The organism is Paenarthrobacter sp. PAE-2, assembly GCF_026013155.1.
Lineage (GTDB): Bacteria > Actinomycetota > Actinomycetes > Actinomycetales > Micrococcaceae > Arthrobacter > Arthrobacter ureafaciens.
The window spans coordinates 64,301-85,507 of sequence record NZ_JAPDNV010000009.1; the positions used below are offsets into that span (position 1 = coordinate 64,301).

Below are 21,207 nucleotides of genomic sequence, written 5' to 3' on the forward strand. Positions count from 1 at the left end.
ACGTGGACTCTAGTAGACGATACTAATGCCAACGGCTCCGGGCGTCGGCGTGACGCAGCCGGGACCTGTTGACTTTTCGGGGACCGCCCGCGGCACCGTTCCCTAGCGGGGGCCGCGCTGGAGGTCCTTTTGGACGTCCCGCAGCGGGTAGATTCCCGCAAGCACCGACGCGTTGGAACGCGGCGGCCTGTAGCTGTCGCGAACGCCCTTGGCGAACCCGCCCAACAGCATCCTGCGGTTGGGCGATGACGCGATGGTGCGTGCCCAGTTGCGCAGCGAAGCTCCGGTGAACAAGACCTTCTCCCACGGAGTCAAGGCATTCGACCGGGTATAGACCCACAGCTTGTTACGGACCTCGTAGTAGAAGCGGGGACCTGGATCTGCTCCGGCGTCCCCGAACACCTTGGTGTGATGGTTGGCCACGGACGCGCCGCTGGCGAGGGCCACGCCGTGCCGTGAGATGCGCGCCGTGAACTCAAGATCGTCATTCCAGATGAAATAGTCCGCAATGGGCAGCCCGTTCCGCCTGATCTCCTCGGCCCGGATCAAGACGGAGACAAACGACGCACTGCGGATCTGCGTCGCCCCGACGCGGGATGCTGCGGCGCGCGCGGCTTCACTGGCACCGATGCGGGGCCGCATCCGGTTCATGGGATGGTCGCGACCGTCGGTCCAGACCACGCGGCTCGCGATGAAGGCAGGGAGTACTCCCGTCGCGGCGCCGTAGCCTTCGGAGACATCCAGGGCTTCCCGGAGTGCGTTGGCCTGCGGCTCAGTGTCGTCATCCATGATCCAGACGTGGTCCGCAGCGTGGTCGAGGACGGCGCGCTCCATGCCAACAACGAACCCTCCGGCGCCGCCGACGTTGCTGTTCAACGTCACAAGGTCCGTCTTCAAGGGCCCGGCGTAGGTGCGCAGGTATTCTGCGGTTCCGTCCGTCGAAGCATTGTCCACAATAACGACGACGTCGGGCACTTGGGTGCCGGCAGCGATACCCGCCAACGTTGTCTCAAGGAGCTCTCGCCGGTTATAGGTGACCACGACGGCCACCACAACGGGATTAGACATTACTTCCCTTTGCTCGGGTCGGTTGGAGGCGGCGGCGCAGCAAAATGCCTGCCAGCTTCCACGGTTCGACAAATACGCGGTAGGCCACCCGTCCGGGATGCAGGACGAGCCGCCACGCCCACTCGAGCCCCAGGCGGCCCAGCCAGCGCGGCGCGAGCTTTTGAACACCCGCCACCTGCTCAATCGCCCCGCCCACCGCGCAGTACACGGCGGGGGGCAACTGGTGGAGCCTGCGACTCAGGACGCTTTCCTGCAGGGGCATCCCCAGTCCGAGGAGCACCAGCTGGGGACGGAAATCGCCAAGCCAGTCCACCACGGCAGTTTCGAGGGCATGGTCCCAGTCCTCCCCGGGCATGCCGTCGACAGTCGCTGTCGGAATGATCGAACGGATCTGCGCCACGGCCTTGGTATTGGCATCCCGTCCTGCGCCAACCACGGCGACGCGTTCAAGGTTGTTGACCCTGCCGAGCTCCGGAATCCAATCCATGGAACCCAGCCGGTAGTCCATGCTCCGCTGTCCACGTGACTTCAAGTGCGGCCGGCGCGCCGCTCCCCAGAGCATCGCCACGGGCGCTCCGTCGAGCAGGACAACCGCGCTGCCGTCATAGAGCGTCCGGAAATCCTGGCGCGTGTGGAAAAGGGTGACGCTGTGCAGGTTGTGGCCGAGCACCGTGCTCGTAGTGCCGTCACTGATCAGGCCTTCGAGTGCTTGGACGACGTCATCCGCGCGCAGCGGTGTTGCGTCGACGTCGAGGACGGGGACGCGCTGACGGGCCGGGATCATTCGGGCTTGGCTTCGCCGGCTGCATTGGACGGTGGCGCTACGTTCGCGGTGTGCGCTTCAGCGGATCCGGCGTCCGGCCGCTCTGCGTCCACGGGCGCTGCGTCCACGGGCGCTGCGTCTACGGGCGCTGCGTCTACGGGCCCCGCGTCCACAGGCTCGGCGTTCACGGGCCCTGCATCTCCAGGCCCCGCGTTCACAGGCTCGGCCTCCGGCGCCGTACTCCCGGCGTCTGCTTCGGCAGGCGACTCAGGTGCTGTTTCGCCGAAACCCAGCACGGAAGGCACAATCTCCCGAAGGCTTTCAAGCGGGACGGCGCCTTGGCGCACCACCCGGAACGGCGTCCGGGTTGCGTCCACGATGGTGGACGGAACTGCGGCTGTGCCTTGGAGGGGCCGGAAGCCGCCTTCAAGGTAAACCTCAACGGACTCGGCCAGCTGCATTCGTGCCTCGGAAGCCGTCTGCGCTGCTTCCTGGCCAGTGCGGTTGGCCGATGAAACCGCCAAGGGACCCGTCAGCCCAAGCAACTCCAGGGCGAGCTCATCATCGGGCATCCTGAGGGCTACCGTGCCCTTGGTATCCCCGAGGTCCCAATCGAGGGAAGGCTGTGCGTGCAGGATAAGCGTCAGTCCGCCAGGCCAAAAAGCCTGCGCCAGCGCACGGGCGTCTGCCGGGACGTCGGTGGCCAGTCCGTCCAAGGCGTTGATCCTGGGTATCAGTACGGGCGGCGGCATCTGGCGGCTGCGGCCCTTGGAAGCAAGCAACATGGTCACAGCCAGGGGCGAGAAAGCGTCCGCTGCGATCCCGTAAACGGTGTCGGTCGGCAGGACGATGCACTTCTTCTCGCTGATGGCACGCTGTGCATGCTGAAGTCCCTCAGCCCGCTGGTCATCGGAAGTGCAATTGTAGGTTGTGGTCACAGCGCTATTCTTTCACTCTTCGGTGGCCGTCTTCGCCAGCACCGCGCTCGTGGCCCGTTCCTTGCCGTTGAGGTCGAAGTGCGTGGTGATGTCCTGCCACTTGCCGGCACGCCCCAACATGCCGGCTATCCACCCGGCTTGGACTTCGGCGTGTTCCATGACGAAGTACCCCCCTGGTTTCAGCAGGCGGGCCGCCGAGGCCGCTGCCGCCGTCGGAAGTTCCATGCCGTCCGCTCCCCCGCCGTACAGGGCCTCAGGGGGATCGTGCAACGCCACTTCCGGTTCATTCGGGATAGCTTCGGCGGGTATGTAGGGCGGATTGGAGACGACGACGTCAAAGGTTCCGTCATGTTCGACCAAGGCATCCCGCAGGTCTCCTTCAACGAGGATGACTCCCAAAGGCGCGAGGTTCCTTGCGGCCCAGGCAAAAGCCAAGTGGCTGAACTCCACCGCATGGACTTCCGAACCCGGCACTTCGTGTGCAATGGAGCCCGCGATGGCACCTGAGCCGGTGCCGAGGTCCGCTACTTTGGGACGGTCAAGTGAGGCGATCCGGTCGATGACCAGCTGCACCACGGATTCAGTCTCTGGCCGGGGAACAAAAACACCGGGGCCGACGTGCAGTTCCAGGTGCCGGAAATAGGCGACGCCGGTAATGTGCTGCAGCGGGACGCGCGAGGCACGTTCGGCCACCAGGGAGGCGTAGCCCTCGGGCGCCGGGGTGGTGCCCAACAGCATGGCCCGGAGCCGCCCCAAACCGACACCGAGCAGATGGTCGGCAAGCAATTCCGCGTCGACGCGCGGACTGGGGACTCCGGCATCGGCCAGAACGGCTGTGGCCTCGCGAACCGCGTCCGCGAGGCTCTGGCCAGGGTGAAACGACATGGTTACCTGCGTCCGGCTGCTATTCGCCGATGGCATCCAGGCGCGACTGTTCATCCATCTCAATGGCGGATTGGATGACCGGTTCCAAATCACCGTTCATGACGGCGTCAAGGTTGTATGCCTTGTAGCCGGTGCGGTGGTCGGCGATGCGGTTTTCCGGGAAGTTGTACGTACGGATGCGCTCGGAACGGTCCATGGTGCGGATCTGGGACTTGCGCTGTTCGGAGTTGGCGGCGTCGATTTGCTCCTGCTGGTGGGCCAGGAGGCGGGCACGGAGCACGCGCATGGCGGCTTCACGGTTCTGCAACTGCGATTTCTCGTTCTGCATGGCCACAACGATGCCCGTCGGCAAGTGGGTGATGCGGACAGCGGAGTCGGTGGTGTTGACCGACTGTCCACCCGGTCCGGACGAACGGTAAACGTCGATCTTGAGATCGTTTTGGTTGATCTCGATTTCCTCGGGCTCGTCCACTTCGGGAAGCACCAGGACACCGGCGGCGGACGTATGGATGCGGCCCTGGGACTCCGTGACCGGAACACGCTGCACGCGGTGGACGCCGCCCTCGAACTTGAGGCGGGCAAAGACACCCTCAGCGGGATCGTTGGAGTTGCCCTTGATGGCCACGGAAACGTCCTTGTAGCCGCCCAGGTCCGATTCCGTGGCGGAAATCATTTCAGTCTTCCAGCCTCGGGATTCGGCGTAACGCATGTACATGCGCAGGAGGTCCCCGGCGAACAACGCTGCCTCGTCGCCGCCTTCACCGCCCTTTACTTCGAGGATGACGTTGCGGGCGTCGTCAGGATCGCGGGGAATCAGCAACCGGCGCAGCCGCTCCTGGGCCGCGGGGATCTGCTCCTCGATCTGGTCCACCTCGGCAGCAAAGTCGGGGTCCTCGGCAGCCATTTCCTTGGCCGCTTCGAGGTCATCATTGAGTCCGCGCCACTTGTTGTACGCCTCCACGATGCCCTGAAGCTGGGCAGACCGCCGCCCCAACTTACGGGCCAGCGACTGATCGGCGTAGACAGCAGGATCGCTCAACCGGGCCTGGATGGCAGCATGCTCATCCAGAAGTCCCTGTACGGACTCAAACATTCTCAAACCTCTTTCGCCTTGTACAAGTCTAATAACTGCATCGTGTGGTCACTGACAGCCCATGGAAGGTGGGCCGAACGCAGACGAGCCGCTGATTCTGCTGCCCCGGGAGTGGCTTCGGGCCTGCCGGAGCCGGGCGGCTTGGGATCGAAGATCGCAAGCCACCCGGCGAAGGGGCGGGGGCAGCAGTATCAGCGGCTCATTGGAGCAGCTATTTGTCGTTGTCCGACTTCGCTCCAAGCGTCGTCTTCTGGACCTGCATGAGGAACTCGACGTTGCTTTGCGTTTCCCGGATCTTGTTGGTCAGCAGTTCAAGGCTCTGCTGCTGTTCCAGGCCGGAGAGGACCCTGCGCAGCTTCCACATGATCTTGACCTCTTCCGGGGAGAGCAGGTTCTCTTCGCGGCGGGTACCGGAGGCGTTGACGTCCACGGCCGGGAAGATGCGCTTGTCAGCCAACTGGCGGGACAGGCGCAGTTCCATGTTGCCCGTGCCCTTGAACTCTTCGAAGATGACCTCGTCCATCTTGGAACCGGTTTCCACGAGGGCCGTTGCCAGGATGGTCAGCGAACCGCCGTTTTCGATGTTGCGGGCGGCGCCGAAGAAGCGCTTGGGCGGGTACAGGGCTGCGGAATCCACACCACCGGACAGGATGCGTCCGGAGGCCGGTGCTGCGAGGTTGTACGCACGTCCGAGTCGGGTCATGGAATCGAGGAGGACAACAACATCCATGCCCATTTCAACGAGGCGCTTGGCACGTTCGATCGAAAGTTCGGCGACCGTGGTGTGGTCGTCTGCAGGCCGGTCGAAGGTGGAGGCAATGACCTCACCCTTGACGGTGCGCTGCATGTCGGTGACTTCTTCAGGGCGTTCGTCAACCAGCACCATCATGAGGTGGACCTCAGGATTGTTGGTGGTGATGGCATTCGCGATGGACTGCAGGATCAGCGTCTTGCCGGCCTTGGGCGGGGAGACGATGAGGCCACGCTGGCCCTTGCCGATGGGAGCCACGAGGTCGATGACACGGGGGCCGATCTTCTTCGGGTCCGTTTCGAGGCGGAGTCGCTCCGAGGGGTAGAGCGGCACAAGCTTGGCGAATTCAACGCGGTCCTTGAGCTCCTCGGGAGTCTTGCCGTTTACCGACGTGACCCGGACCAGGGCGTTGAACTTCTGGCGGGACGACTGCTGGTTGCGGTCTTCGCCTTCGCGCGGCGCACGGATGGCACCGACCACGGCGTCGCCCTTGCGCAGGTTGTACTTCTTGACCTGGGCGAGCGATACGTAAACATCGTTGGCTCCCGGAAGGTAGCCGGAGGTGCGGATGAACGCGTAGTTCTCCAGGACGTCCAGGATGCCGGCGACGGGCAGCAGCACGTCGTCTTCAGTGACCTCGACGTCGTCTACGTCCGGTCCCTGGGAACGTCCGCGGCGGCGCTCATTGCGGTCACGGAAGCGTTCGCTGCGGCTGTTGCCGTCGCGGCTGTCCTGGCCTCGGCGGTCGTTCTGCTCGTTGCGGTCGCGACGGTTGCGGCGGTTACGGCGGTTGCCGCCGTCTTCGCCGTCGTTGTCGTCACGGCGGTTGCGGGAGTTGTCGCGGCGTTCACGCTGCGGCTGTTCACCGGCTTCAGCCTGTTCGCGCTGCTCGGCACGGCCTTCACGCTGCTCTGCACGGCTGTCGCGGCCTTCACGCTCAGTGCGCTGTTCAGCGGACCGCTGCTCGGCCTGCTGCTCCGTACGCGGTTCGGCAGCGGGTGCCTCTGCCGCCTCGGCTGCAGCGGCGGCTTCACCACGACGGCGATTGCGGGTGCGGGGCTGACGGCGCTCGGCAGGAGCTTCCGCGGTTTCGGCCGCAGGAGCGGCCGTTTCTTCGGTACGTGCGGCTTCAGCGGCGGGAGCCGATCCAGCCTCTGCCGTTGCCGCAGCGGCGGCTTCGGCCGCAGCCACGACGCCATCGCTGCTTGCCCGGCGGCTGCGTCCACGTCCGCGTCGCGGTGCTTCCTGGGGAGCTGCTTCGCCGGCGGTTTCGACTGCGGGAGCCGACTTTTCCGGCTGCTGCTCAACGGCAGGAGCTTCCTTGGGGGCAGCTGCAGCGCTTCCCTTCGACGGTGCCTTGGCAGGCGCCTTGGTGGCTGGCGTGCCGGCACGGTGGGCGGAAATTGCGTTGACAAGGTCACCCTTGCGCATCCGTGATCCCCCGGAAATGCCCAACTGGCTGGCAAGAGCCTGGAGTTGGGCGAGCTTCAAGCCGGCAAGGCCGCTGCTCTTGGTGGTTGCGGCCGTTGACGACTCGGCAGCAGAAGATGTGGTGTCCACAGCTGAAGCCAGCTCAGTGGTTTCTGTCACGAAGGATCCTTCCCCCTCGACGGCGTCCGGAGCGAGAGCCGGACGCGATGATTTGTTCCGGGCTGCAGTTCAGATCTGCAGCCTATGGTTTCGGCCGTGCCTGATGGATTGTGGCCAACAGGGCCGGATACTGATCGTCTTCACTGGATCCAGTTGCCCGGACAACCGGCTGACTTAATCAGGGAACAGAGAGAGTTCTGCGGCACCTGAGACAGGCCGGAAAGAGACGGCACCGCCAGACGTTGGTGCAGTTGACGAAAGGGTACGGCGATACTGCCGAGATCCAAAATCAGGGAACTGCCCGCGGCTTTACCGCCGGTGCACTTCCACTCTAGCACCTTCAACGTCCACAGCCAGCGTCATCACGCGCCAAGCAACGTCGGGTGTGTTGGCCGAAGTAAAGGCGTCGATGTGGGCGGTGACTGCTGCGGCCTCGGCCTCGCCGTTGGCGAGCACCATGACAGTGGGTCCTGCACCGGACACGACGGCGGCGAACCCGGCTGAGCGCAAGGAGGAAATCAGGTTGGCGCTCGGGCGCATTGCCTCCGCCCGGTAGCTCTGGTGGAGGTAATCCTCAGTACCCGGGAGCAGCAGCTCCGGCTTGCTGGTCAGGGCATGGACCAGCAACGCTGCCCGTCCCGAGTTCATGGCTGCCGCATGGTGGCCCACCGAGGCGGGAAGAAGGCCACGCGCAGTTTCGGTGGAGAGCTCAAAATCCGGAACGGCCACGACGGGAACCACTGATGCCGCGACGTCCGCGCGCGTGCTGCTGTACTGCTCGCTGTCCTGCCATGACAGCGCCAACCCGCCGAAAATTGCGGGTGCGACGTTGTCAGGGTGGCCTTCAATCTCGCTGGTCAACTGCAGGATCCAGTCACGGTCCTGGCGGGCCTCGTCCGGAACCATGGCGTTGGCAGCTGTCACGGCAGCAACCACGGCGGAGGCGGAAGAACCCAGGCCACGGCCATGCGGGTTGACGTTCTCGGCAATGATCTTCAACCCGTTGCGCTGGAACCCGAGCCGGTCCAGGGCCAGGTCGATGGCGCGGACCACCAAGTGGGAGGAGTCCCGGGGAAGTGTTTCCGCTCCCTCTCCGGAGAGCTCGAACTCGAGCTCTCCGGAGGAAAGGGTTTCCACGGTCAGGGTGTCGTAGATGGACAAGGCCAGGCCGAGGCTGTCGTAGCCGGGGCCAAGGTTGGCACTCGTACCGGGCACCCTGACCGTCAGGCGCTGGCCGGCCGCGACCTCTGTTCGATCAGTCGCGGTGGGCTGCGTTGTTTCCACTCTTACTTTTCTTCCAGTCCCAGTTCTGCTGCAACAGTGACGACGTCGTTGGGCACCTTGACCGGCTGGACATCGCTGCCGTCCTCGGTACGCAGGGCCCACTGCGGGTCCTTCAGGCCGTGGCCGGTGACGGTGATGACGATCTTCTTGCCGGACGGCACCTCACCTGCGGCGTGCTTCTTGATCAGGCCGGCGACGCCTGCGGCCGAGCCGGGTTCAACGAAGACGCCTTCCTTGGACGAGAGCCAACGGTGGGCGGCGAGGATTTCCTCGTCCGTCACGGCCTCGATCAAGCCGCCCGATTCGTCGCGGGCCGCAACAGCGGTTTCCCACGAGGCCGGATTGCCGATGCGGATGGCCGTGGCAATGGTGTCCGGCTCGGTGATGGGATGGCCGGCGACGAAGGGGGCGGCACCGGCAGCCTGGAAGCCCCACATGGCAGGGGTCTTGGTAGAGACTGCGGCCAGCGTGCCGTTGGGGGTCTCGAAGGGGGCGGAGTACTCCTTGTAGCCCTTCCAGTAAGCACTAATGTTGCCGGCGTTGCCTACGGGCAGGACGTGGATGTCCGGTGCGTCGCCCAAGGAGTCCACCACTTCGAAAGCACCGGTCTTCTGGCCCTGGATACGGGCAGGGTTCACCGAATTCACCAGGAACACCGGGTAGGACTCGCCCAGTTTCCGTGCGATGTCCAGGCAGTTGTCAAAGTTGCCGTCAACCTGCAGCAGCGTGGCACCGTGGGCGATGGCCTGGCTCAGCTTGCCCATGGAAATCTTGCCCTCGGGAACCAGGACAGCGCACTTGAGGCCGGCGGCCGTAGCGTAGGCAGCTGCCGAAGCGGAGGTGTTGCCGGTGGAAGCACACACAACGGCCTTGGCCCCGGCCTCTACCGCAGCCGTCATGGCCATGGTCATGCCACGGTCCTTGAAGGAGCCGGTGGGGTTCATGCCTTCGACCTTGAGGTAGACCTCGGAGCCGGTGAGCTCGGAAAGCTTCTGCGCGTGGACAAGCGGCGTACCGCCCTCGCCGAGGGTAATGACCTTCGTGGCTTCCGTTACAGGCAAACGATCAGCGTATTCGCGGATTACTCCGCGCCATTGGTGAGCCACTTAGACCCCTTCTACCCGCAGTACGGATGTCACAGAATTGATAACGTCAAGGCCCTTCACGGCCTCGACGGTTGCTGCAAGTGCAGCTTCGGATGCACGGTGCGTCACGATCTTCAGCTCAGCCGACTCCACAGCGGACGAAGCGTCCCGGTGGATCGTCTGGCGCATGATCTCGATGGAGACGCCGTTCTCCGCGAAAATGTGGGCGATGCGGGCCAGGACCCCGGGTTGGTCGGCGACGTCGAGGCCAATGTAATAGCTGGTAGTCGAGGCTTCCACGGGAAGGGGCTGGACGTAACCGGTTGTCGTCTCCGTGCGGCCCGGGCCGCCCAGGACGAGGCGGCGCGCGGCCGACACGAGGTCGCCCAGTACGGCGGAGGCGGTTGGCGTTCCGCCCGCCCCCTGGCCGTAGAACATCAGCTCTCCAGCGTTTTCAGCCTCGATGAATACCGCATTGAAGGCACCGCGGACGGCTGCCAGCGGATGCTCGCGCGGCAGCAGCGTGGGGTGCACGCGCACTGAGATGCCGCTGCCGTTGTCCGGGGACTCGATTTTTTCGGCGATGGCCAGGAGCTTGATGACAAAGCCGGCTTCCTTGGCGGAGGCGATGTCCGAGGCCGTGACCTTGGTGATGCCTTCGCAATAGACGTCGTCCAGCGAGAAGCGGGTGTGGAAGGACAACGATGCAAGGATCGCGGCCTTCGCGGCAGCGTCATGCCCTTCGACGTCGGCCGTGGGATCGGCCTCGGCGTAGCCAAGGCGCTGGGCCTCGGCCAAGGCGTCGGCGAACTGGGCACCCGTGGTGTCCATCTGGTCCAGGATGAAGTTGGTGGTGCCGTTGACGATGCCCAGGACGCGCGTGATGCGATCGCCGGAAAGGCTGTCCCGGATGGGCCGCAGGATGGGGATGGCTCCGGCCACGGCGGCCTCATAGGAAAGCTGGACGCCTGCCTTGTCCGCTTCTTCGTACAGCGTAGGTCCGTCCTGCGCCAGGAGTGCCTTGTTGCCGGTCACGACGCAGGCACCGTTGCGGACGGCAGTCAGGATCAGCGAGCGGGCAGGCTCAATCCCGCCCATGAGTTCAATGACAAGGTCCGCGTCCTTGACGAGGGTCTCTGCGTCGGTTGTGAAGAGCTCCCTCGGCAACTCGACGTCGCGCGGGGTATCGATGTTCCGCACGGCAATACCGGACAGTTCCAGTCGGGCGCCGCTGCGGGCGGCGAGGGCGTCGGCGTCGTCAATAAGAATCCGCGCGACCTGGGCCCCCACGTTGCCACAGCCCAGCAGGGCCACCTTCAGGTTTCGCACTTCAGACATTCGCCACTCCCATGTCGCGGTTCAAGAGATCTTCTTCGGTTTCCCCGCGGACAATCAGCCTGGCGGCTCCATCGCGCACTGCGACGACGCCCGGCCGGGCAAGGTAGTTGTAGTTGCTGGAGAGGGCCCAGCAGTAGGCGCCGGTACCCGGTACTGCGAGCAAATCACCGGCTGCCACGTCCGCGGGCAGATATACATCTCTAACAACTATGTCGCCGCTCTCGCAATGTTTGCCCACTACGCGGGACAGCTGCGGCTCCTCCACAGAGCCGCGGGACGCCAAAACTGCCGAATAATCCGCGTCGTACAGCACCGGGCGGGGGTTGTCGCTCATGCCCCCGTCCACCGACACATAGCGGCGCGGATACGTAACGTTTCCGTCCCCGTCCTGGCCGTTTCCGGAATCGACCCGGACGGTTTTGAGCGTACCCACCTCGTACAGGGTGAAGGTTGTGCTGCCAACGATGGCCCGGCCAGGCTCGATGGAAATCCGCGGGGCTTCCATGCCGAGTTCGGCACACGTAGCGCGGACGACGGCGGCCATTGCCTCTGCGATCTCCGCCGCGGGCCGCGGGGTGTCCACGGGCGTGTAGGCGATTCCGTAACCGCCGCCAAGATCAAGTTCAGGCATGACAATGCCGTACTTGCCCTGCATGGCGGCCTGGAAGGCGAGCAGCTTCTGCGCCGCCAGGGCGAATCCGTCCGGTTCGAAGATCTGCGAACCGATGTGGCAGTGCAGGCCCAGCAGCTCAATGCCGGGAGCGGAGACCGCAGCGGCGACTGCTTCTTCCGCCGCAGACAGCCCTGCTTCACCGGTGGTGTCCCCGGCCATCGACAAGCCGAATTTCTGGTCTTCGTGGGCCGTGGCAATGAACTCGTGCGTGTGTGCGTGCACCCCGGGAGTGAGTCGCAGCATGATTTTGGCTGCTTCTCCGCGTCCGGAGGCAATCCGCGCGATCCGCTGGAGTTCATCGAGGCTGTCCACCACGATGCGGCCAACCTTCATGTCCAGCGCGCGGTTGATCTCGGTGTCGGATTTGTTGTTGCCGTGCAGGCTCAACTTGCTGCCGGGAATCCCGGCCCTGGCAGCAACCGCCAGTTCACCGCCGGAGCAGGTATCCAGGCGGAGGCCCTCCTCCGCAACCCACTGGGCAACGGCCGTGCACAGGAAGGACTTGCCGGCATAGTAAACGTCCACTCCCCCGCAAATGTCTGCGAAAGCCGCATCGAAGGCGTCCTTGAACCCGCGTGCGCGAACGCGGAAGTCCGTTTCGCTCATGACGAAGAGCGGTGTGCCGAACTGTTCCTTCAGTTCGCTGACGGTAATACCGTCAATGGCAACCTCGCCTTCCGCAGTACGGTCGACGCCCGCCGCCCACAGGGGTGCCTGCAGGGCGTTCAGGTCCTCCGGCACGGCGAGCCACTCCGGAGCAAGCGGGGACGCGTGTGAAGCCTTGGTGGTCATCGCTTACATCCGTTCCGGCGCCGAAACGCCCAGCAGTTCGAGTCCGTTGGCCAGCACCTGGCTCGTGGCGTCATTGAGCCACAAACGGGTGCGGTTGACGTCCTGTACGGGTTCCTCGCCCTGCGGCGAGACGCGGCAGGCGTCGTACCAGCGGTGATAGGCGCCGGCAATAACTTCGAGGTGGCGTGCTACGCGGTGGGGTTCGCGCAACTCGGCTGCCTTGGCAACGATCGAAGGGTAGCTGCCAAGGTAGGAGAGCAACTCGTTCTCGGTCGCGTGGTCCAGCAGCGAGGCATCGAAAACGGACCGGTCAACGCCCGCCTCGGCTGCGTTCCTGGCTGTTCCACGGGAACGGGCGTGCGCGTACTGGACGTAGAACACGGGGTTCTCATTGCTGTTCTTCTTGAGCAACTCCGGATCAAGCGTCAGCGGCGAATCGGCAGGGAACCGGGCCAGCGAGTAGCGGACTGCGTCCTTTCCAAGCCAGGAAATAAGGTCCTTAAGTTCGATGATGTTGCCTGCACGCTTGGACAGCTTGGCGCCGTTGACCGATACCAACTGGCCGATCAGGACCTCGATGTTGGTGTCGGGATTGTCCCCTGCGCAGGCGGCAATGGCCTTCAGGCGGTTGATGTAGCCGTGGTGGTCCGCACCCAGGAGGTAGATCTTCTCAATGAAGCCGCGGTCCTTCTTGGAGAGGTAGTAGGCGGCGTCGGCAGCGAAGTACGTGGGTTCCCCGTTGGCGCGGATCATGACACGGTCCTTATCATCGCCGAAGTCAGTGGTCCGCAGCCACACCGCACCGCCGTCGTCGAACACATGGCCCTGCTCGCGGAGGCGCGCGACGGCAGCTTCGATCGCACCGACGTCGTGGAGGTCCTTCTCGGAGAAGTAGACATCGAACTCCACGCCGAAATCGGCAAGGGTGCTCTTGATGTCAGCCATCTGGGCCTCGTAGGCGGCCGCCCGGATAACGGGCAGTGCGGCCTCGTCCGTGAGCTCCCTGATTCCCGGGTGCGCCTTCAGAACTTCGTCGCCAAGTTCCCGGATGTACTCGCCCGGGTAACCGCCGTCCGGCACGTCCCTGCCGTGGAGGCGGGACAGCACGGAATGGGCGAAGACGTTCATCTGCGAGCCGGCGTCGTTGATGTAGTACTCAGCCGTCACATCCGCTCCGGACGCGCGCAGGACACGGGCAATCGAATCACCGAGGGCGGCCCAGCGGGTGTGCCCGATGTGCAGGGGGCCTGTGGGGTTGGCGGAAACGAATTCCATGTTGATGACATGGCCTGCGAGCGCCTTGTTGGTGCCGTATTCGGCACCGGCCTCAACGATGGCCTTCGCCAAAACTCCCGCCGCAGCGGCGTCCACTGTGATGTTCAGGAACCCCGGGCCCGCGATTTCCACCGCTGTTACGCCCGGAATCTCAGTCAGCCTGCGGCTCAGGAGCCCGGCAAATTCGCGGGGATTCGTGCCGGCCTTCTTGGCAAGTTGCAGGGCGATGTTGGTGGCCCAGTCTCCGTGATCCCGGTTCTTGGGTCGCTCCACCCTGACGTCATCGGGGACGGCGGATTCGGGCAGTGCGATTTCACCGGCGGCAACAGCGTCCTTCAGGCAAGTGGATATGGCAGCAGAGAGTTCTTCGGGAGTCACGCATCTAGCCTACCGGGGGCCCGCAAAGTCGCGGAATTTGAGGGCGCTTATGTGGGCAACCCGACGCACAGCCGCTACACAGTTCCTTCAGGGCGGCGGCACAAAGTGAACCATTACGCTGATTTCGACGTTGTTGAAACCGTAGGCACGTGGCCTTTTGGGTCACCCAACAGCACGAGCGGTCCCGCGAATACAGAACTTGTCCACACGAAATGAGCAGACCATGACCACGCCCCTCCGCAAGACCATCTACGTCGGCCTGGCCGGTATCTCAATCGCAGGCACGGCAGCGGCCTGCGCCCCGGCCACCGAAGCACCCGCCCAGACTCCGGCCACCCGGAACGACGGACAGGCCGGCACGGCAGGTCCTTCGGGTTCCGGTGGCAGCTCCGCAGGTACTGCCGGTTCACCCTACAAGGACGGCACGTACAAGGCCGACGGGACGTACACCTCCCCCAACGGACAGGAAACGGTGGGTGTGGAGCTGACCCTTGCAGGAGGCAAAGTCTCTGCTGTCAACATCACCGAGCACCCGTCCAACCCCAACACCAGGAAGTTCCAGGGTGAATTTGCCGGCGGGATTGCCGCGCAGATTGTCGGCAAGGACATTGACCAGCTCAACGTTTCAAAAGTGGCCGGTTCGTCCCTGACCTCCGGGGGATTCAACGACGCCGTCCAGCAAATCAAGTCCCAGGCCAAGTAGGCGCCATGCTACACCCTGGCTGGAGCGTTTTCCGCTTCGAGGGGATCGGCACCTCGTGGGAGATTGCTACGCCGGATCATCTGCCGGAGCAGCTCAGGGACGAATTACTGGAAACCGTCGCCGTTTATGACCGGACATATTCGCGGTTCCGTGCGGACTCGCTTGTGTCGCAGCTCGCACAGGCCCCCGGCACCATCGCCCTCCCCCGGCATGCCGCCGGGCTTCGTGACCTGTACGCGGAGCTCTATCGCCTCAGCCTCGGTGCCATGACTCCCCTCATCGGTCCCAGCCTGGAGCGCCTGGGCTATGGCGCCGGCTACAGCCTGGTTCCCTCCGGGAGTCCCGTTGCCGCCCGTGGCTGGGAGGAACTCCTGGAATGGAATGCAACCTCGCTGACCGCCAAGGAACCGGTCATGCTGGATATCGGTGCGGCGGGAAAGGGACAGCTGGTTGATCTCCTGGCCGGGGTCCTGCGTTCACATGGCCGCTCCGATTTCCTGGTCGATGGAAGCGGCGACATGCTGCACGGCGGAAGCCGGCCCGTGACTGTGGCGCTCGAGCATCCATACAACCCCCGGCAGGCGATCGGCACCGTGGAGCTGGACAATGCCGCCCTTTGCGCTTCGGCTTCCAACCGCAGGGCTTGGGGGGACGGCCTGCACCACGTCCTCGACGGAAGAACGGGGCAACCCATCCGGACCATCGTTGCTTCCTGGACCATCGCAGCAACGGCCATGGATGCTGATGCGCTGGCCACAGCGCTTTTCATGGTGGAACCGGGCACGCTCGAGGATTCCTTCGACTTCGAATGGCTCCGTGTGTTCTCCACCGGGAGTGCCACGTTTTCACCCGGTTTCGAGGGGAGACTGTTCACATGAACACCATGAAGGCCCGTTTGGACACCTGGCTGGGCCGCTTCACCATGTACCGCCTGATCCTGTGGGTCCTGGGAATCCTGGTGGCGTACAGCCTCCTGTTGAACGTGCTGGGATGGTTGACCTTCGGCCTTCCGCAGATGCTGGTGCACCTGGTGCTGTGCCTGGCCCTGAGCTACGGCTCCAGCCGCCTGCTCGCGCTCCTTTTCCGGACGAAGGCCCATCCTGATTCCTCCCTCATTACCGGGCTGCTGATCTACTTCCTTTTCTGGCCAACGTTCGTCCCCACGGACATGGCCGGTGTCGCGCTTGCCTGCGTGCTGGCCAGCGCGTCCAAGTTCGCCCTGGCGTTCCGGGGGCGGCACATCTTCAACCCGGCAGCCGCAGGTGCGTTCCTCACCGGGCTGACCGGACTGAATATCGCCACGTGGTGGGCGGCAACCCCGGCAATGCTCTGGCTCTTGGTTCCGGGAGTCCTGGCTGTCCTGTACCGCATCCGGAAATTGCTGATGGCCGGCGTTTTCATGGTGGTCGCAACAGGCATCGTATTTGCGGAACTGGTGAGCCGCAGCATGACCGTCGGGCAGGCATTGTGGCAGCCACTGGCGCAGCGGCCGCTGCTGTTCTTTGCCGGTTTCATGCTGTCCGAGCCGCTCACGCTGCCACCGCGCCGGTGGCAGCAACTCGGGCTCGCCGCCGTCGTCGGGATTGTTTTCGCAGTGCCTTACAACCTTGGCTTCGTGGCCAACTCTCCGGAACTGGCGCTGCTGCTGGGTAACCTCGCAGCTTTCTTCCTCGGCCAGCGGGGCCGCGTGGAACTGGTGTTCAAGGGTTCCAAACCGCTGACTCCGGGCACCACCGAGTTCCGTTTCGAGCCGCAACGTCCCGTCCGGTACGCCGCAGGCCAGTTCATGGAACTCAACCTCCCGCGTCCGGACCGCAACGGGAAGGGCATGCGTCGGGTTTTCAGCATCACGAGCCCTCCCGGGGCGCCTGAAGTAACGTTCGGCGTTGGCACCGGAGAACCGCTGTCCCCGGCCAAGAAGACGCTGCTGGGCCTGCAGCCCGGCGACACGGTGGGCGCCACCGCCGTCGGCGGCGATTTCCTGCTGCCGCGCGACCCGGGAGCCCCGGTCCTCCTCATCGCGGCGGGCATCGGGATCACCCCTTTCCTGTCCCAGCTGGCGTCCGGCGGGGAGCGGGATACCGTGGTGCTGTATTTGGCCCGGAGCCGCGCCGAGTTGGCCGCCTGTGAACAGTTGGAAAAGTCCGGGGCCCGGGTGGTTGCGCGGCTTGCGGACGGTTCGGCTCCGCCGGAGTTCATGGACGACGCCGGTACGCCCCGCATCGACCCAAGGCGCCTTCAGGAGCTGGTTCCGGATATCCGGGACCGCGCCGTCTATATTTCCGGCTCCCCGAAGAACGTCCAGGACCTGCGGGCGGTGGCCCGGGCAGCAGGGGCCAGGAAGATCCACGTGGATTCCTTTGCCGGATACTGAGGCCGGGCGGCGGTTTTCCTTTGCGACGCGCGTACTGCTAAGCTCTAGGACGTCCCACCGGCAACGGAGGGAACCCCGGTTGCCCTCGTAGCTCAGGGGATAGAGCGTCTGCCTCCGGAGCAGAAGGCCGTAGGTTCGAATCCTATCGAGGGCACAGTCAATACCCCGCCAGTGCAGCTGGCGGGGTATTTTTCTTTTTCCGCGGTGATCCCCGGCGGAAGACAACCCGGGTGGCCGCTATCACTTCAAGGCTTGCCGGAGCGCACCCGAAGAAAATGTCAGCGCCCAAACCTAGGCTGATCACAGTAGCCAACCGCCTCGCGCGGGCCGCTGACAACAAAGGGGTATACCGTGATCTGTTCCATCGTCCCTCCTTACCTGCTTCGGCGCCTTGCCGCCCAGGATGAACCGCGGCTGCGTGCCGTAGCCGCGGCAGCCAAGGAATCCCTGCTGCACATCAAGGAGCTGCAGGCAGTCAGGTCGGCGCCCGCGCCCGCAGCCCGCCCGGCGGCCCGGCAAGCCCGCCCGGGTGGTCCCCACCGGACGATCTACGATGCCCAAGAGGTGGAGCAGCTGCCGGGAAAACTGGTCCGCAAGGAAGGCGCTGCCGCCACCGGCGATGTAGCGGCGGACGAAGCCTATGAGGGCCTGGGCAGCACGTACAGCCTTTATGCGGACGTCTTTGGCCGGGACTCAATCGACGGCGCAGGGCTCCCGCTGGACGCCACTGTCCACTACGGGAGGCTGTATGACAACGCCTTCTGGGACGGGCAGCAGATGGTTTTCGGCGACGGTGACGGGGAGGTTTTCCAGCGTTTCACCAAGTCCCTCAGCGTCATCGGACACGAGCTGGCCCACGGCGTCACCCAGTTCACCGCGGGTTTGGCCTACCGCAACCAGGCCGGTGCCCTGAACGAGTCCATGTCGGATGTCTTCGGGGTCCTGGTGGAACAGTACTTCAAGAAGCAAAGCGCTTCGGAAGCCAACTGGTTGATCGGCGAGGGCCTGTTCACCAACCACGTACAGGGCGTCGCGCTGCGGTCCATGAAGGCTCCGGGCACCGCTTACGATGACGACGTTCTGGGCAAGGATCCGCAACCCGATTCCATGGACACCTACGTCCGCACCAGCGCGGACAACGGCGGGGTCCACATCAATTCGGGCATTCCGAACAAGGCGTTCTACGTGGTCGCTTCGGAGCTCGGCGGCAACGCCTGGGAGGCTCCGGGCCAGATCTGGTACGGGACCCTGACCAGCGGCACCCTGCCACCTGCCTGCACCTTCGGCAAGTTCGCACGGACCACGCTGGCAACAGCGGAGGAACTGTTCGGTGCGGGGTCGGCGGAGCATGACGCCGTCGGCAAGGCGTGGGACACTGTGAAGGTCAGGGTTTAGCCCAGCCTGCGGGACTTCCATCCTTGCGGCAGTCTTGCCTGGGCAACCACCGGACCGTGGAGCAGGATCAGCCGGACATGAAGATAACCGTCCAACGCAGTGGGGGCGTAGCAGCCATGACCCGCGTCTGGAGCGTGGACGCGGCCTCCCCCGACCAGAAGGAACGCTGGGTCCCGATCGTGGAAGCCTGCCCGTGGGAAGAAGCCAAGAACCGGGCACTGACAAGCAACGAACCCGACCGCTTCATGTACTCGATCCGCGCAGGCCAACACCGCGCCACCCTGCCGGAGGGCGCTGTCACCGGCCCCTGGCAGGAGCTGGTGGAATGCGCCAAGGCGGAGGGCTCCGAGTCCACGGGGCGCCGGGGTACCCGCCGCTGAATACCGCTGAATCAGTTGAATGGCCGGGTGCTCTGATCGGCCCCGGACTACACAACCCCTGCCAACTGGCCGCGGAAGGCCCTGCGATAGCTTTGCGGACTCGTGTCCAACACCTTGGCGAAGTGGTGCCGGAGCAGGACGGAATGGCCGAACCCTGCTTCGCGGGCAACTTCGTCGATATTCAACTCCGTGGTCTCCAACAGTTCCTGGGCCCGGAGAACCCTTTGGGAGTTGAGCCAGGCAGCGGGAGTGGCGCCAGTCTCCGCCCTGAACTTACGGGCAAAAGTCCGCGGTGACATGTGGAGCCGCGCCGCGAGGTCATTGACACTGTGCTCCTGGTCAAGGTGTTGCACCATCCAGCGCAGGAGCGCCTCCATGGGCGCCGAACCGCACGTGGGCATGGGCCGGTCAATGAACTGCGCCTGGCCGCCGTCACGGTGCGGAGGGACCACCATGTCCCGGGCGATGGCCGCCGCAACGTTGGCACCCAGCTCCACCCGGACCAGGTGAAGGCATGCGTCGATGCCGGCGGCCGTTCCCGCGCTGGTGATGATGTTCCCGTCCTGGACGTAAAGGACGTTTTCGTCCACCTTGGCCCCTGGATACTTCGCAGCGAGCTCCTGCGAGTACCGCCAGTGCGTGGTGCAACGGCGTCCTTCCAGGAGACCCGCTTTGGCCAGGGCGAACGCCCCCGAGCAGATCGACATCACCCAAGCTCCGCGTGCATGTGCCGCACGCAGCGCCTCATGGACGGACTCAGGAACATCGCGGTCCGCACCAAAGGGCGACATGATCACGAGGTCCGCATCAGCTGCCGCTTCCAAGCCCAGATTGACGTGCAGCGACAATCCCGACTTCATCCGCACATCGCCCGGCTCCGGCGCGCAGACCCTGAAATCAAAGGCCGGGACCCCTGCTCCGCGGTCCGACCTGTCGATGCCGAAGACCTCGAATGCAGTCCCGAACTCAAAGAGTGAAAAGTTGGGAACCACGATCACTGCTACTGATTTCAACATATTTCCAGTGTGGCAGAAATTTGTTCTTTTGGGGCGTTTCTGCCACTGTTTCTTAGTCCCCTCCAAGCGCAGGATTGAGTCATGGAAATCTTCGGAATCATCCTCTTCGTAGTCCTCGTTACCGCCGTCGCGGCGACCGTCAGCGCGCTGCTCCGGGACGGCCGCGGACACTATCCTCCGGTCAACTCCAAGGAGCCCTGGAGCGCCTTCGACGCTCCCAGCAGCCCCTACTGGAACCCGCGGATTTACTGACCTGCCGGCCGTCCCTGGCAACAGGTCACAGCCCGATCCACCCAACGCCCGCCATGGCCGGAGTACTGCAGACTTCCGGAAGGCGGGCGTTCCTATGTCCAGCGGCTGATCCGCACTTAACCGTGGGACGCCCTTGTGCGGGCCGGCACGGCTTCGGCTAGATTCACGAGCATGATCCAAACCTCCGCCCGGCTCCTCCAGCTGTTGTCCCTGCTGCAGGTGCGCCGCGAATGGACCGGGCCGGCGATGGCTGAGCGCATGGGCGTCACGGAACGTACCGTGCGCCGGGATATCGAGAAGCTGCGGAACCTCGGCTATCCCATCCACGCCTCGCCCGGCATCGCGGGCGGCTACCAACTCGGCGCCGGTGCGCAACTGCCTCCGCTGCTCCTTGACGACAATGAGGCATTGGCGGTTGCCCTTGGCCTGAACTCCGTTGCTGCCGGGCCGGTGGCCGGCATCGGCGAAGCCTCGGTGCGCGCCCTGACCAAGCTCGAGCAGGTGTTGCCCTCCCGGCTCCGTTCGAGGTTCGCCATGCTCAAGGGCGCCGTCACCGCGCTTCCCAGCAACGCCGCTTCCGTGGACCCTCAGCAGTTGACGGTCCTGTCCTCGGCGATTGCCGACCGCCGCCAGGTGTCCTTTGACTACGTCACGTCCGAGGGCGAATCGTCCAGCCGCTTGGTGGAGCCGTACAGGCTGGTTGACACGGGACGCCGTTGGTACCTCGTAGCCTGGGACGTCGGGCGCGAGGACTGGCGAACATTCCGCGCGGACCGCATTGCATCCCTGCCCAGCGAACGCAAGCGCTATGAACCTCGGCCGCTACCGGCTGAGGACCTGGCCGCCTATGTCCAGCAGTCGATCACCCGCTCGCCGTACAGGTTCGACGTCGTCGTGCGGCTGCATGCGCCGCTCGCCGAGGTTGCCGCCGTCGTCGGTCCGCACCTTGCTTCCCTTACGGCAGAAAGTCCCACCAGCACCATCCTTCGGGCCGGTTGGGACAACCTGGCCGCACCGGTAGCCCAGCTGGCAGCCCTGGACATGGATTTCGAGATCATCGAACCCGCCGAGTTCACATCGTTCGCACTGAGCCTGTCCCGCCGGCTCAAAGCAGCGGCCGGGAACGTGACTGGCGCCGCAGAGGACACTCTCCCCCGGCAGTAGACTGGCCTGA

Annotated in this window: 19 protein-coding genes and 1 tRNA gene; 8 read left to right on the forward strand and 12 right to left on the reverse strand. The window is 64.6% G+C overall.

What is annotated here, in order from left to right:
* Positions 1-102 precede the first annotated feature (102 nt).
* From OCL88_RS07815 to argS, 11 genes are all read right to left on the reverse strand, one after another.
* Positions 103-1,068 (reverse strand): glycosyltransferase, encoded by a 966-nt coding sequence (locus OCL88_RS07815; RefSeq protein ID WP_264962131.1) that lies wholly within the window; start codon positions 1,066-1,068, stop codon positions 103-105.
* The gene (locus tag OCL88_RS07820; protein WP_264962132.1) at positions 1,061-1,852 is read right to left on the reverse strand and encodes a WecB/TagA/CpsF family glycosyltransferase; all 792 of its coding nucleotides are present in this window, start codon (positions 1,850-1,852) and stop codon (positions 1,061-1,063) included. Before OCL88_RS07820 ends, OCL88_RS07815 begins: the two co-directional genes overlap by 8 nt.
* A complete protein-coding gene (locus tag OCL88_RS07825) occupies positions 1,849-2,769 on the reverse strand; it encodes an L-threonylcarbamoyladenylate synthase (RefSeq protein WP_264962133.1) in 921 nt (306 codons plus the stop codon). Before OCL88_RS07825 ends, OCL88_RS07820 begins: the two co-directional genes overlap by 4 nt.
* A 12-nt stretch (positions 2,770-2,781) precedes the next feature.
* The gene (prmC, locus tag OCL88_RS07830; RefSeq protein ID WP_062097174.1) at positions 2,782-3,654 is read right to left on the reverse strand and encodes a peptide chain release factor N(5)-glutamine methyltransferase; all 873 of its coding nucleotides are present in this window, start codon (positions 3,652-3,654) and stop codon (positions 2,782-2,784) included.
* A gap of 19 nt (positions 3,655-3,673) precedes the next feature.
* On the reverse strand, positions 3,674-4,747 hold the full coding sequence (gene prfA / locus OCL88_RS07835) for a peptide chain release factor 1 (RefSeq protein ID WP_021471006.1): 1,074 nt from the start codon (positions 4,745-4,747) through the stop codon (positions 3,674-3,676).
* Between the two features lie 211 nt (positions 4,748-4,958).
* Complete coding sequence (gene rho, locus OCL88_RS07840) at positions 4,959-7,088, reverse strand: transcription termination factor Rho (RefSeq protein ID WP_264962134.1); 2,130 nt, start codon at positions 7,086-7,088, stop codon at positions 4,959-4,961.
* A gap of 309 nt (positions 7,089-7,397) precedes the next feature.
* Entirely contained in the window at positions 7,398-8,372 is a 975-nt protein-coding gene (thrB, locus tag OCL88_RS07845) for a homoserine kinase (protein WP_021471008.1), read from the reverse strand.
* Between the two features lie 2 nt (positions 8,373-8,374).
* Positions 8,375-9,478 (reverse strand): threonine synthase, encoded by a 1,104-nt coding sequence (gene thrC, locus OCL88_RS07850; RefSeq protein ID WP_071416297.1) that lies wholly within the window; start codon positions 9,476-9,478, stop codon positions 8,375-8,377.
* Complete coding sequence (locus OCL88_RS07855; RefSeq protein WP_021471010.1) at positions 9,479-10,795, reverse strand: homoserine dehydrogenase; 1,317 nt, start codon at positions 10,793-10,795, stop codon at positions 9,479-9,481.
* Positions 10,788-12,260 (reverse strand): diaminopimelate decarboxylase, encoded by a 1,473-nt coding sequence (gene lysA, locus OCL88_RS07860; protein WP_062097180.1) that lies wholly within the window; start codon positions 12,258-12,260, stop codon positions 10,788-10,790. Before lysA ends, OCL88_RS07855 begins: the two co-directional genes overlap by 8 nt.
* A 3-nt stretch (positions 12,261-12,263) precedes the next feature.
* The gene (gene argS / locus OCL88_RS07865; protein ID WP_062097182.1) at positions 12,264-13,913 is read right to left on the reverse strand and encodes an arginine--tRNA ligase; all 1,650 of its coding nucleotides are present in this window, start codon (positions 13,911-13,913) and stop codon (positions 12,264-12,266) included.
* Positions 13,914-14,136: 223 nt separating this feature from the next.
* Between argS and OCL88_RS07870 the strand changes: the two genes are divergently transcribed.
* The 6 genes from OCL88_RS07870 (at position 14,137) to OCL88_RS07895 (ending at position 18,765) form a co-directional block, all read left to right on the forward strand.
* Positions 14,137-14,616, forward strand: a complete 480-nt coding sequence (locus tag OCL88_RS07870; RefSeq protein ID WP_264962135.1) for an FMN-binding protein — start codon at positions 14,137-14,139, stop codon at positions 14,614-14,616.
* 5 nt (positions 14,617-14,621) lie between these two features.
* A complete protein-coding gene (locus tag OCL88_RS07875) occupies positions 14,622-15,494 on the forward strand; it encodes an FAD:protein FMN transferase (RefSeq protein ID WP_264962136.1) in 873 nt (290 codons plus the stop codon).
* Positions 15,491-16,990 carry an FAD-dependent oxidoreductase gene (locus tag OCL88_RS07880; protein WP_264962137.1) on the forward strand — a complete coding sequence of 500 codons (1,500 nt, stop codon included), beginning with the start codon at positions 15,491-15,493 and terminating at the stop codon, positions 16,988-16,990. The genes OCL88_RS07875 and OCL88_RS07880 overlap by 4 nt, the downstream gene beginning before the upstream one ends.
* Before the next feature lie 81 nt (positions 16,991-17,071).
* A tRNA-Arg gene (locus tag OCL88_RS07885) sits at positions 17,072-17,144 on the forward strand.
* A 197-nt stretch (positions 17,145-17,341) separates the two neighbouring features.
* The gene (locus tag OCL88_RS07890) at positions 17,342-18,385 is read left to right on the forward strand and encodes a M4 family metallopeptidase (protein WP_264962138.1); all 1,044 of its coding nucleotides are present in this window, start codon (positions 17,342-17,344) and stop codon (positions 18,383-18,385) included.
* A 77-nt stretch (positions 18,386-18,462) separates the two neighbouring features.
* Entirely contained in the window at positions 18,463-18,765 is a 303-nt protein-coding gene (locus OCL88_RS07895) for a protealysin inhibitor emfourin (RefSeq protein ID WP_264962139.1), read from the forward strand.
* A gap of 47 nt (positions 18,766-18,812) precedes the next feature.
* On the opposite strand, the gene OCL88_RS07900 is transcribed toward OCL88_RS07895, so the two are convergent.
* Positions 18,813-19,781 (reverse strand): GlxA family transcriptional regulator, encoded by a 969-nt coding sequence (locus tag OCL88_RS07900; protein ID WP_264962140.1) that lies wholly within the window; start codon positions 19,779-19,781, stop codon positions 18,813-18,815.
* 81 nt (positions 19,782-19,862) lie between these two features.
* Between OCL88_RS07900 and OCL88_RS07905 the strand changes: the two genes are divergently transcribed.
* Entirely contained in the window at positions 19,863-20,033 is a 171-nt protein-coding gene (locus tag OCL88_RS07905; protein ID WP_021471019.1) for a hypothetical protein, read from the forward strand.
* A gap of 171 nt (positions 20,034-20,204) precedes the next feature.
* The gene (locus OCL88_RS07910) at positions 20,205-21,197 is read left to right on the forward strand and encodes a helix-turn-helix transcriptional regulator (protein WP_264962141.1); all 993 of its coding nucleotides are present in this window, start codon (positions 20,205-20,207) and stop codon (positions 21,195-21,197) included.
* Positions 21,198-21,207 lie beyond the last annotated feature (10 nt).

Coding starts and splice junctions, on each gene's coding strand:
- lysA (WP_062097180.1), bottom strand. CDS start 12,260: ATGACCACCAAGGCTTCACACGCGTCCCCGCTTGCTCCGGAGTGGCTC.
- prmC (WP_062097174.1), bottom strand. CDS start 3,654: ATGTCGTTTCACCCTGGCCAGAGCCTCGCGGACGCGGTTCGCGAGGCC.
- OCL88_RS07820 (WP_264962132.1), bottom strand. CDS start 1,852: ATGATCCCGGCCCGTCAGCGCGTCCCCGTCCTCGACGTCGACGCAACA.
- OCL88_RS07895 (WP_264962139.1), top strand. CDS start 18,463: ATGAAGATAACCGTCCAACGCAGTGGGGGCGTAGCAGCCATGACCCGC.
- OCL88_RS07905 (WP_021471019.1), top strand. CDS start 19,863: ATGGAAATCTTCGGAATCATCCTCTTCGTAGTCCTCGTTACCGCCGTC.
- OCL88_RS07880 (WP_264962137.1), top strand. CDS start 15,491: ATGAACACCATGAAGGCCCGTTTGGACACCTGGCTGGGCCGCTTCACC.
- OCL88_RS07870 (WP_264962135.1), top strand. CDS start 14,137: ATGACCACGCCCCTCCGCAAGACCATCTACGTCGGCCTGGCCGGTATC.
- OCL88_RS07900 (WP_264962140.1), bottom strand. CDS start 19,781: ATGTTGAAATCAGTAGCAGTGATCGTGGTTCCCAACTTTTCACTCTTT.
- OCL88_RS07875 (WP_264962136.1), top strand. CDS start 14,622: ATGCTACACCCTGGCTGGAGCGTTTTCCGCTTCGAGGGGATCGGCACC.
- OCL88_RS07815 (WP_264962131.1), bottom strand. CDS start 1,068: ATGTCTAATCCCGTTGTGGTGGCCGTCGTGGTCACCTATAACCGGCGA.
- OCL88_RS07855 (WP_021471010.1), bottom strand. CDS start 10,795: ATGTCTGAAGTGCGAAACCTGAAGGTGGCCCTGCTGGGCTGTGGCAAC.
- OCL88_RS07910 (WP_264962141.1), top strand. CDS start 20,205: ATGATCCAAACCTCCGCCCGGCTCCTCCAGCTGTTGTCCCTGCTGCAG.
- prfA (WP_021471006.1), bottom strand. CDS start 4,747: ATGTTTGAGTCCGTACAGGGACTTCTGGATGAGCATGCTGCCATCCAG.